Annotated in this window: 9 protein-coding genes and 2 pseudogenes; 5 read left to right on the top strand and 6 right to left on the bottom strand. The window is 67.7% G+C overall.

The genetic code is table 11. The annotated features are described in order from the left end of the window. Positions 1-367 precede the first annotated feature (367 nt). From AC069X_RS31620 to istA, 4 genes and pseudogenes are all read right to left on the bottom strand, one after another. Positions 368-892, bottom strand: coding sequence for a hypothetical protein (locus AC069X_RS31620; RefSeq protein ID WP_478733981.1), 525 nt, complete (start codon positions 890-892; stop codon positions 368-370). A gap of 415 nt (positions 893-1307) precedes the next feature. Beyond that, the gene (locus AC069X_RS31615; protein ID WP_478733979.1) at positions 1308-2363 is read right to left on the bottom strand and encodes an IS3 family transposase; all 1056 of its coding nucleotides are present in this window, start codon (positions 2361-2363) and stop codon (positions 1308-1310) included. A 1323-nt stretch (positions 2364-3686) separates the two neighbouring features. Next, positions 3687-4476, bottom strand: a pseudogene (gene istB / locus AC069X_RS31610) (IS21-like element helper ATPase IstB). Between the two features lie 13 nt (positions 4477-4489). Beyond that, positions 4490-6054: pseudogene (istA, locus tag AC069X_RS31605) on the bottom strand (IS21 family transposase). Between the two features lie 344 nt (positions 6055-6398). Here istA and AC069X_RS31600 point away from each other — a divergent pair. The 3 genes from AC069X_RS31600 (at position 6399) to AC069X_RS31590 (ending at position 8781) form a co-directional block, all read left to right on the top strand. Further along, positions 6399-6830, top strand: a complete 432-nt coding sequence (locus tag AC069X_RS31600; protein ID WP_171166537.1) for a VOC family protein — start codon at positions 6399-6401, stop codon at positions 6828-6830. Between the two features lie 264 nt (positions 6831-7094). After that, on the top strand, positions 7095-7721 hold the full coding sequence (locus tag AC069X_RS31595) for a DUF6461 domain-containing protein (protein ID WP_478733978.1): 627 nt from the start codon (positions 7095-7097) through the stop codon (positions 7719-7721). A gap of 274 nt (positions 7722-7995) precedes the next feature. Further along, complete coding sequence (locus AC069X_RS31590; protein WP_478733976.1) at positions 7996-8781, top strand: alpha/beta fold hydrolase; 786 nt, start codon at positions 7996-7998, stop codon at positions 8779-8781. 360 nt (positions 8782-9141) lie between these two features. Here AC069X_RS31590 and AC069X_RS31585 read toward each other — a convergent pair whose 3' ends face one another. Both AC069X_RS31585 and AC069X_RS31580 read right to left on the bottom strand, forming a co-directional pair. After that, complete coding sequence (locus AC069X_RS31585; protein WP_478733974.1) at positions 9142-9468, bottom strand: hypothetical protein; 327 nt, start codon at positions 9466-9468, stop codon at positions 9142-9144. Between the two features lie 598 nt (positions 9469-10066). Next, on the bottom strand, positions 10067-10543 hold the full coding sequence (locus AC069X_RS31580) for a DUF6463 family protein (protein ID WP_478733972.1): 477 nt from the start codon (positions 10541-10543) through the stop codon (positions 10067-10069). A gap of 64 nt (positions 10544-10607) precedes the next feature. On the opposite strand from AC069X_RS31580, the gene AC069X_RS31575 reads away from it, so the two are divergent. Both AC069X_RS31575 and AC069X_RS31570 read left to right on the top strand, forming a co-directional pair. After that, positions 10608-11177 carry a TetR/AcrR family transcriptional regulator gene (locus AC069X_RS31575; RefSeq protein ID WP_478733970.1) on the top strand — a complete coding sequence of 190 codons (570 nt, stop codon included), beginning with the start codon at positions 10608-10610 and terminating at the stop codon, positions 11175-11177. Positions 11178-11313: 136 nt separating this feature from the next. After that, a complete protein-coding gene (locus tag AC069X_RS31570; protein WP_478733968.1) occupies positions 11314-11469 on the top strand; it encodes a hypothetical protein in 156 nt (51 codons plus the stop codon). Positions 11470-11557: the final 88 nt, after the last annotated feature.

Raw genomic sequence — 11557 nt, 5'->3', positions numbered from 1 at the left:
CCCGCGGAGCGGGTACCTGAGCGCTGCGCGCTCAGGAGAGATCGGCCTCGCTGCGCTCGGCCGAAGGCGCCTTTGGCGCCTGCCTCCTCCGCTTCGCTCCGGAGCAATGAACCGCCTCGCTGCGCTCGGCGGGGCTCGGCTTCGCCGAGCCATGGCCGGCCCTTCGGGCCGGAGTCCTGCGCTGCGCTCCGGACTGTTCATGGTTCCGCTGCGCTCCACCATGAACTGCCTGCTTCGCAGGCTTGGGGTGACCCCGTTTCACGGGGTCCGGGGCTCCGCCCCGTTGGGGTGTCCGCTTCGCTCCCACCCGGCCTTCCGGCTTCGCCTCCAGCCATGGACCCGCTTCGCAGGCCTGGCTGGCCGCGGATCAGGTCCGGTAGTGGCCAATCATCCATTCACTCGGATGCATGGAGTCCCACATATCCCCGGTCCACTCCTTCGCGAGGAAGATCGGACGGGTCAGGAGGATGTCGCCCGCCCTCTGCACGCGAACGAACACCCCAAGCTCAGCTGACACCAAGCCCCCATCAGGGGAGAACCTGTCCTCGTAGCCATGTTCCCCGTTGTAGTCCCCCAGCCACTGCTCAACCACGGAAGGAACCCGGCCCACGAGCGGCATACCGGCCACCTTCACCTGCGGACCCCTCAACGCGTCCACCGCGACCGCCGCAAGGCTACCCGTATCCGTGCCGTAGAGCGTCACACCCAGCTCGGGGAACGACTCCTCGGTATCCACAATCCAGTCGCCGACCCTGGGCGGCGACTGGGGACGGCCGTTCAGCAGTGAAACCGCTTCAGGCAACGGCATGCCAAACTCCAGCAGACCGACACCGACCAGCGGCTCATACAGCCACTCTCCGCGGTCCTCATCCCTCTTGACTTCCCAGGTCACCGTTCCTGCCCTATCAGCGAAGCAGTGCTTCCTGCACTGTTTCAATCCACCAGCCCACCACACCACTGCACGGCCGCCGACTCGCCACACTATCCGACCACGATCCGGATGACTCAATCTGGAACCCGGATGAACTCGGGAATCAGGACCGGGCACCGCGCGGCAGACCGACGCCGTTTTTTGCGGTATCGCAAGCGCGAGCAGCACCTGGAGTTCGGACTGTCTGGGGCGCTGCGCTCGTGGTCGCCGGCTTATGGTCACGCGGGCGGGCAAGGCGAAAGCTGAACCGTTTCCGGGTTCGGTAGAGATCTCAGATGTTGGTTGTGAACTGGGCTTTCGTGGTGCTCAGGTAGTGGTTGGCTTCGTATTCGGCGGGCGGGATGTGCCCTATCTCACCGTGGAGCCGGGTGTGGTCTTACCAGTCGGTCCATTCGGCGGTGGCCAGCTCGACCTGGGCGAGGGATCGCCAGGGCCGCTGCGGCTTGATCACGTCTGTCTTGAAGAGGCCGATCGTGGACTCCATCAGCGCGTTGTCGTATGCGTCGCCGACCGATCCGATCGAGGCGGCGACGCCGGCCTTCTCCAGGTGCTCGGCCAGCGTGAAGGACGTATATTGCGATCCCGTGTCCGAGTGATGCACCAACTCACCTGGAAGAGGCGGATGTTGGTCACCGTCGCGTTGCCAAAGTCCCATGTCCAGGGCGTCCGGGATGAGCCTGGTCTGTTTCGTGGTCGAGGCGGACCAGCCGACGATCCGGCGGGAGAAGGTGTCCACGACGAAGGCGACGTAGACGACGCCAGCGAACGTGGTGACATGGGTGAAGTCGGCGACCCAGCAGCAGTTCGGCGCGCTGGCGACGAAGTCGCGGTCGACCAGGTCCGGCGCCCTTGGCGCAGAGGGGTGCGGGATCGTGGTGATCACTCTCTTGCCGCGGACGGCGCCGGTGATGCCGAGCTCGCGCATGAGGCGTTCGACGGTGCAGCGGGCCACGGTCCGGCCCCGGCGATTCAGTGCCGCCAGATCTTCCTCGCGCCGTAGACACGGTAGTTGGCGTCGTATGCCTCCTGGATCAGGATCTTCAGTCAGCCGCGGCGCCGCAGCCACGGTGAGCTGCTTGATGTCGAGTTCGTCGGCAAGAGTGAGCAGCCGTGTGGAGCGCAAGACCCGCGGGAGGAGGCCGACCGGTGCGAGGCTGTCTCGGATGTGGGCCGCGTCGGCGGGGCGGGTAGTAACTCTGGTGAGCCGGGTGACCAGCACGTGCGGGTTGTCGGTGCGCAGGGCGCGGCGGTGGCTGAGGCAGGCTTCCAGGGCTCGCCATGTGGCATCATCGAGAGCGAGGTCGACGCTGCGCCCGGGGAAGCCCGGCGTGCAGGGCATCCTGCGGGCCCAGCCTGCCGCGCGAGTTCTGACCGTATGCGGCGAGTACTCGTAGCAGCGCTTGCACATGCCCCGCGCCCACTGGGACGCCACGCCGCATCCCGTGCAGGCCACAGACGGCTTAGCCCTCGCCGGATCGGAGCACGGACGGCACCACTGGGTCGCCGCGTCCAGAATCCGCCGGCGCCCGCACCGCCGACATAGGCCGAGCGCCGGCCTTCCCGCGGCCCGGCGCCGACAGGCCGCGCACATCTCCTCCGCAGGGCGTCTGCCACCCCGCCGCGCAGGCGGCCCCACCCCTCACGACGCCCTCCCTCTCCTCGGCTCCCTCCTCGCCCGAGCAGAGACCGACGCGCTCCACCGTGCCCCCACCGACCAGGACCCGCCCGCCTCCCTCACACGCCTCCTGGCCGGATACCAGGCCAGCACCAACCCCACCCCAGGCCACCTGCCCCTCCTGGCCCACCGGCTGACCCACACCGCCCTCGAGACCAGCCTCGAAAACCCCGCCACCCCCCTCACCCAAGCCGCCCAGCACGCAGCACAGGCAGCGGCCCACCTACTCCAAGCCCACTACCACCTCAGCGACCCCGACCCCCTCGCCTCCCGCACCCATCTCCACCAAGCCCGCCACCACCTGACACAGGCACAGAAAACCCTCAGCCGCCCCCACCGATAGCCATCAACCCACACCCCGTGTATGACCGGCAAACGGCAAAACACCAGCAACCTCAACTACACACAGACCGCACCCACTGACACCACCAAGACCGCACCCACGCCACAACCACGACCGCACAAACATCAGCCTGGCTGCGTAGGTGAAAACGAAGAACGAATGTCGGCCAGTGCTGGCAACGCTTCTGGCTTGAAGTGCCTGGAGATGTCGGTCAGAACAAGGAACGGTTGGAGGTTCAGACACCTATTCGACGCATCCACCAGGGGAGGTCTTGGGGTGCGAAGGGGTTGTTGAGCGTGCGGTCAAGCACGCGTTCGTCTGCGGGACCGATCACTGCGCTCAGCTCGCGTCGCGCCTTGGACCTCAGAGCATGGAGGGTGAGCTCCAGCAGCGTGCGGACGTGATACTCGCCGTTGCAGAGGTCGGTGTCATCGCGTTCGTAGAACAGCTCGTGGTCTCCGCGTGACCGGCGGATAGACGTGTTCCAGCGGCGGAACGAGTGTGCGACTTCGCCCGCGGGGAGGCCGTGGCCTCGTTCGAAGTCGGCGATCTGCCTGTTCGCCGAGGCAGACAATCCGCGGATCACGGGTGCCCGCCGATGTTGCGTTCGGCGTTGCGTGAGCTGCGTCCTGATCTCGCCCGGTGACCGGCGAGGCATGAACACTTCCAGTGGGAAGACGTTGGGTGGACCGACCCTAGAACTCGTTCGCGACAGAGATCAAGTCCTCAGAGGCGGTTCAGCTGACCGGCTGTTCAGCGCGAGCACGGGTGGTCGCCAGCCGGTAGGTCGGTGCCGGTCTCGATGATGTTGCCCCCGAAGGTGAGGCGGTCGACGATGGCCGCGCAGAGGCGAGGGTCGGTGAACGTCTTCGTCCAGCCAGAGAAGGACTCGTTCGAAGCGATCGCCACGCTGTTCTTCTCCTCTCGCTCGGTCAAAACCTGGAAGAGGAGTTCGGCGCCGCGTCGGTCGAGTTCCATGTAGCCGAGTTCGTCGATGCAGAGGAGATCGACGCGGCCGTAGCGGGCGATGGTCTTGGTCAGTTGCTTCTCGTCGGCGGCTTCGACGAGCTCGTTGACCAGCTTGGTCGCCAGGACGTACTTGACCCGGTAGCCGGCCATTGCGGCCTCTGTGCCGAGCCCGATCAGCAGGTGGGACTTGCCGGTGCCCGAGTCGCCGATCAGGCAGGGCGGCAGGCCCTTCTTGATCCATTCGCACTTGGCGAGGGTGTGGATCATGGCCGGGTCGAGGTTGGGGTTGGCGTCGAAGTCGAACTTGCGGAGCGATTTGTCGCGGGGGAACCCGGCGGCCTTGATGCGGCGCTCGGAGCGGCGGCGGGCCCGGTCGTCGCACTCGGCGAGGAGGAGTTCGGCGAGGAATCCGAGGTAGGACATCTGCTCGCGTTCGGCCTGGTCGGCGAGCTCGGGGAATTGGGACCGGATAGTAGGCAGCCGTAGCATCCGGCAGGCTTGGTCGACGGCGGTGGTGGCGGCCTGTTCGGTGAGTCCTCGCTGGCGGGGAAGGGACACGGCGTTCTCCTCTTCAGGGGGTGGTGCGGTCGGGTCGGCGGAGTCGCAGGAGCTCGTCGTAGTGGGCGACGGAGGACAGTGGGCGTCTGTCAGGTGGCAGATGGGCCCGGATGGCGGCCGGCAGCGGAGCGAAACCGGGCTGGCCCCCGGAGACGACCGGCTGTGGCAGATCCTCGGGCTGGGCGTCGGCGTCAGCTGCCTTGCGCGCCTCCAGGGCGACGGCGTCCGCGGTCAACGCGCCGGTCTTCAGCGCGGAGGCAAGGCCGGTGATCAGGTGCTCGTGGGGCAGGTGGCGGCTCAGGAGGAGGACTTCGATGAGGGCCCGAGTGCCCTCGCGCTCTCCGTGAGCCTTCACGGCGGCTTGCCACCACGCGTCATGGATGGGAGTGAACCGGCCGGCGGCGCGAGCCTGATCGAGGGCGGTAGCGCCGGGCAGAGCACCCGGTTTCCGGACCAGAGCCTCAAGGTAGTGGTCGAGTTCGAGGCGGGTGGCGCCGCGGGCGATGAGCCGTTCGTGCCGGGCGACTTCCTCGCGGCCGTCGTAGACCACCAGATCGGAGGCATGCAGCATGACCCGAACGGTCCGCCCGATCAGGCGGACCGGCACCGAGTAGCGGTTCATCCGGACACAGATCTGGCTGTAGCGGTCGACCCGCGGGGTGGAGAGCCTGCCTGTCTCGAACGGCTCCTCCGGCAGGGGCACCAGCAGCGGCTGCTCGGCCGCGAAGTACTCGCCGATGGTGCGGGGACGGGACCGGATGCGGCGGGTGTCGTCCTCCTGGTCCCACCGGTCGATCATCACGTTGAGCTCGGCGAGCGTGTCGACTTCAGGGACGGGGACGAGGTGATTGCGGCGGAACCAGCCGATCTGGCCCTCGACTCCGCCCTTCTCATGGGCGCCGCGGCTCCGGGCTGGCAGTAGAAGGCTTCGAGGCCGTAGTGCGACTGGAAGGCAGTCCAGCGTTCGGCTTCCACCCGGCGGCGTGAAAGGCCCAGGACCTGGGCGACGGCGGCCCTAAGGTTGTCGTAGCGGACATTCCCCGTCGGCACTCCGCCCAGCACGTTGAGAGCGTGGACGTGGCCTTCGAAGAACGCCTCCTAACCCGCCGAGGCGAAGATGCGGTGGACGGCCTTGCCCGAGTAGGACAGCCGGAACGCGAACAAATAGCAGGTCACCAGCTCACCGGCCAGCTTCACCGTGACGTCGCCGAAGTCGACTTCGGCCTCGACGCCGGGCTTGTGGGTCTGCGGGACGAAGGCGTCCACGACGCCCTTGCCGGCCTGCAGTCGGATCTCGTCACGGCGGGCAGCGACGTATCCGCGGACCATCTGGTAGGAGATGTCGACGGCGTCGTGCTCGTCCAGCAGCCGGTCGTAGATCCGCTTGACGGTGTGCCGCTGCTTCCGCGGCGCGGTCAGATCCGCCGTGAGGATGGCATCGATCACCGGCTTGTAGGGGTCCAGCCGCGTCTCCCGCGGCCTCATCTTCTTCCGCGGTTCCGGCAACGAGGAGGCCAAAGCCCTCTGCACGGTCTCGTAGCCGACGCCGTACTTCCGCTTGAGCGCACGCACCGACATGCCGGTCCTGGCGTCACGGCGGATCGCCGCGTACAGATCGACCTTGGACTTCGGCAGCACCCCGGCCCCCTCGTCGTGCAGAGCACAACCATGGTCCCGAAGCAAGCACCGAGGTGTTCCCAGAACTCGGCGACATCACTCTCCCGTGGAACCGCGCGTTCCCGCCGCTGAGCATCAGACGTTCCTGAAACTCACCTACAAAGCCAATCAGCCCCAACACCCCAACAACCAGGCAAAACAACAACTGACACCCACGCAGCCCCCACTGACACACCCCCACTACGCATCAACGTGTGGATCCACCCGCCCGGGGAGATGAGCAGGGCCCCTGTTATCGTGCGCCGATGTCAACGATCAAGCAGTTCCAAGTGACCTTCGACTGCGCGGAACCTGCGCGCCTCGCCGCCTTCTGGTGCGAGGTGCTGGGGTACGTCGTACCGACAGTCCCGGAGGGCTTTGCCACGTGGGAGGAGTACCACCACTCGCTGCCGCCTGAGGACGAGGTCTACTTCGCGTGCGCTGATCCCTCGGGTGTGGGCCCGCGCGTGCTCTTCCAGCGAGTTCCCGAAGGCAAGGTCGTCAAGAACCGGGTGCATCTTGATGTGCGGGTCGGCACAGGGCTCGTGGGTGACGAGCGCCTGGCCACACTCGAGGCCGAATGCGCACGGCTGATGGCGCTCGGCGCGAAACACGTGCTGACGCAGCGCGCCGATGGCGTCAACGAGTCGTGCATCACGATGCAGGACATCGAGGGCAACGAGTTCTGCCTCGCCTGATTCCCCTCCGAGACGGCGAGGGGGAGCCGTCTCCCGGGGACCTCTCAGAGGGCGGTTCGCGAGCTGATGTCCATTCCCGGCTGAGGCCGGGAATGGCTGCTGTCGCTGAGCGCTTTGCTTGGCCAGTCGAGCGCCGGCAACGGCGGCTCCAGCGCTTCCCGGCCGACAGCGTGATCACTTGGCGCTACACGATGAGATCGCCTTGTCGGTGGGGCTGCATGGGGTGCACCCGAGGATCAATGGCTACAGGTGAGAGGCGAAGGCATGCGCGACGGGATTCGGTGGCTTGTCGATCTGGAGTACTGGATGTCCAGCGTGGTGTTCGCACGCGGGATATCCGCGCAGGAACTGGCGGTGCGCATGGGAGGTGACCGGGACGGCGCTACCGAGCCGATCACCGACGCCGAAGCGTGGGATCTCGGCCAGTGGTACCGACCCGGCGAGGAAGGCGATGGTGTCGTACGGGTCGGAGAGCATGAAGACTGGTCCTTCGCTCTGGAGTACGGGGACTCGACCGGCGGGGACCGTCTGGCAGAAATCTCCAGAGACGGGGTCGAAGCCGTCCACTACGTGCCGATGCAAGAGCGCCCGCCGGCCACAGTCTTCTACGCTCGGGACGGCGTGGAGCTGTGTGGCTTTGGGCTGGGCGAGGAAGTGTGGCGCTGGGGCCAGGAGCCTGACCTGCTGCTTCCCGAGCTCGTTAGCGGGTACGTGCTGCAGCCCGACGGGAGAACGCTCATCGCCCCCGAAGGCGAGCACTACACGGATACCTACCGGCGCACCCTCGGCGTCATCGAGCAGCGGTTCGGCCTCTCGCTCTCCCCGGCCTATCTGAAGGAAGCCCGTCTGCCCGCGTATGCAGTTCGCGGCACCCCGGACATGCATATCTGAGCGATCGCGGCGGTCACCAACCCATGTGTTCACTCGTCAGCTGAAGCGTCAGTCACAACTGCTGGTCGCGGTGCTCGGTGGGTGAGGACACCGAGCTTGTCCTCCAATCGGCGGGCCCGTTCACGGACCTGGCAGCGCAGGAGTTCGTGGATGACCTGGTCGGTCCCGAACGCCGATCGCCCTGGGTGACCTCGTAACGGACCATCAGACCTCATGTGGAAAACTGAGCCATCCCGGTGTACGCATGCGCTTGTCCGGCGACAGAGAGGTCCCCATGCCCACGATCACGACCGACCACGGCCAGCAGGTGCAGTACACGGATCACGGGAGTGACGGGCGGCCTGCCGTCCTCCTCCTGCACAGCTTCTTCATGGACGGCGGGATGTTTGCCGCCCAAGTTGCCGACTTCGGCGACGAGTTCAGGCTGATAACGATGGACGAACGGGCCCACGGCGGCACCCCGGCCGACGCACCCTTCGACTACTGGGACGTCGCCCGTGATGCACTCACCCTCCTCGACCACCTCGGCATCGCCCGCGCGGCGGTCATCGGTACCAGCCAGGGCGGATTCATCGGCATGCGGATGGCGCTCCTCGCCCCGGAGCGCGTCGCCGCGCTCGCGCTGCTCGGCACCTCGGCCGCGGCGGAGGCACCCGAGGTAGCCGCCGCCTACCGGCAGTCCGCCGCCGTCTGGGCCGAGCAGGGCCCCGTCGACGCGCTCATCGAGCAGACAGCCGCGATCTGCCTGGGCGGGGCCCGCCACCCGGAGTGGGAGCGGAAGTGGCGCGCCTACCCCACCGAGCAGGTCCTGCTGGCCATCGAGGCGCTGGCCGGCCGGGACGACATCGTGGCCCGCCTGCCCGAGATCACCTGCCCGGCGCTCGTCCTTCACGGCACGGACGACGCCGCGTACCCGGTGGCGGCCGCCGAGCAGATCACGGCAGGCATCCCGAAGTCGGAACCCCTCATCACCGTCGAGGGCGGCAAGCACTTCCTCAGCTTCACCGACGCCGAGGCGGTCAATCCCCACCTGAGGACGTTCCTCCACTCCCAGCTGTGAGTGGCCCGCCCGCCCACTTCAAGGACGATCACCCGTGGCGAGGCATCCGGCACGTCAGCTTCAGCGCGAGCTCGCGCAGCGATGCGTTCGGCGGTAGCCGTCAGATGTCACTCCTCGCTGCCCGAACCGGGCCGGGTATCGGCACTGCCGGCGGCCCGGAGCAGCCCGCGGTCGTGGTGGCGGTGTAGTGGGTACGGCGCAGCTTCTCGGCCGCCTTCACATCCGCCTTCAGCGCTCGGGCCCTGCTCTCCACGGACCCCGGACAAGGCCCGGCGCTGACCGACGCGGCGGCATCGGCGTGATGGGCACTGCCCGGTGCCGGCCCCAGCCCTCAGTGTGGAGAACACCTCAGCTTGCCGTTTAACCTTCGGTCTCCGCCGGAGCAGGTTCGGCTCCGGCGGCGAGGGTGACTTGAGCGGTCCATGACCAGGGCTCCTGAGGGGGATCCCAGCTCACCTCGACGTCGGTGTCGTGGAAGTCGCGCGCGAGTTCCGTCACCATCTGGGCCGCCGCGGCTCGCGCGTCTTGTGGGTCGGTGTTGACCGGCACGTCCAGACGCCCGCAGAGCATGCCGCCTTCCATGGTGAGGACGCTGTGGCGCCAGCCCTCTGGCGTGGCCAACAGCACGATCCCCTTCGGGATGCCCCAGTCGGGCCGCTTCTTCTTCTCCTTCTTGCGTCTCACCATGCGGCTATCCAACACCGTCGGGGTCGTGGCGATGAGGTTGGCTGACAGCTCAGCTTGCCGGTTGCCCGGTTCTCCGGGGTTTGGTACCGATCTTGTGGTGTGCCGGTCGGGTGTAGGACTCGCCGGTGGCGAGGACGCGTCCGACGTCCATACCCTTTTGGGCAGTCCGGCTTTCGAACCGAGGAGTCGATTGCTCTGTCAGCGCCGGGCGGACCTCCGGACTCCTGGGCCGTCGCTGGTACTAACGAAAGCTCAGAGACAATCACCGTGAGAACTGAAGCAGTCTGCGTCAACGGTACCCAGTAAGCCCCTGTACGACGTCTCAGGACAGGAGCGTGAACGCCCCGACGCATGCGGGTGGCCCGGGTTCGGGTCCCCGCAGTCGGCGGTGGCATGCGCGGCACGGGCGGCCTCTAGCCTGCGTGCTAGGTGGCCCGCCTAGTTGCCCGCCGCCGATCGGCCTCAAAGACGTACGCAGCCACCCCACACACCCAACGACAACAGCCTTCGCCGGCACAACGACATCCCAGTACCGCCGCACCCCAGTGACGCACACCCAGTGCGCACCACACGACGCCCATCACCCAGGGCCACGCTGTCAGGGAGTCCTGGGCGCCTCCGCCGCCGCCCGGCCGTGCGTGCGCCGGGCGAGGAGCAACAGGACCACCGGGACCAAGCCGAGGGGGAAGCCGGACGGTGCGAGGATCCAGCCGCAGACGAGCACCCATGCCCCCAGGGTCCAGCCCACGTAGCCGGGTATCTCCTGCCCTGTGCGGGTCATGCGGACCACGAGCAGGCCGAGCAGAACCAGCGGCACGGCGAAACTCCCCGGCATCGCCCAGAACAGGCTCAGCGACTCGGCGTTGGCCGGGTCCTCGATGGCGCTCGGGCCGTGGAGCGTGCCGCCGAGCCAGTCCCCCCACCGTGGCCAGGTCGGGGCAACGAAGTACGCGAGGTGCAGCAGGCCGATGGCCACGGTGCTGCGCCCGGCCCAGAGGGTCAGGGTACGCGCGCGGGGCGCAGTGCCGTCGCCGTCGGCGGGAGGAGTTACGAGACTTTCAGTTCCGATACTCATAGTTCCGTATGATGGCCTGGTGCAGCCGTCGAAGCAACCCCCCGGACGCCCGCGGGACAGCCGCGTGGACGACGCGATCCGCGAAGCCGTACGCGCGCTGGTGCCGGACGTCGGGTACGCCGCCCTGACCATGGACGCCGTGGCCGCCAAGGCGCGCGTGGGCAAGGCAGCCATCTACCGCCGCTACGCCTCCCGCGGCGAACTCGTCTTCTCCGCGCTCGTCCACGGCCGGGAACCGCGGCCCCTTCCCGACACGGGCACCCTGCTCGGAGACCTCACCGAGCTCGTGAACGTGATACTCGCCGTCTTCCGCGACCCGGTCGTCGCCACCGCCACCCCCGGTCTCCTCGCGGACCTGAAACAGCAGCCGGACATCGCCGCACGCTTCCAGGAGACGTTCATCGCCCAGGAGCGCCGGCAGGTGACGGAACTGCTGAACCGGGCCGTCGCCCGCGGCGAGCTCACCGGGCCGACGGACCCCGCCCTGGTCCACGCCGCAGTGCTCGGCACCGTCTTCGCCCGGGTGTTCCTCCTGTCCGAACCCCCGGACCCGGACCTCGCCCCGCGCATCGCAGCCATGGCCACCGCAGCGGCGACCGTCCAGCCCCCGCCCGAGACCCGCCGTCATACGTGAATCCGGGAGGGGCAGGCATTCAGCTTTCATGATCAGCATGCGGTCCGTAGCCTGAACCGACACCGGACGTGAATCGAACAACGAGGGGGACCAGGTGGGACGCATGGGCGACCAGCAGGCAACGGAGTACTACAACTTGGCGTACAGGCACCGCAAGAGCGCCGACGAAGCCTTCCAGACCTGGACGCTCCGCAAGGAGCAGGAACATCACGACGCAGCGATGCTCCACGCCCAGATGGCCACCATGTACGCGGGCATGACGGCCGCAGCCAAAGCCCTCTACACCTCCTAGCGGAGGTGCGCACCGCCGGCATCCTGGCAGCCGCCGCCGGACGCGACGTCGCTGTCACCCGGGCGCGGCCGCCGGCCTCCCGCCGAAC

It is taken from the genome of Streptomyces sp. NPDC043896 (assembly GCF_056435605.1).
This window is presented reverse-complemented; position numbering and strand designations above follow the sequence as displayed.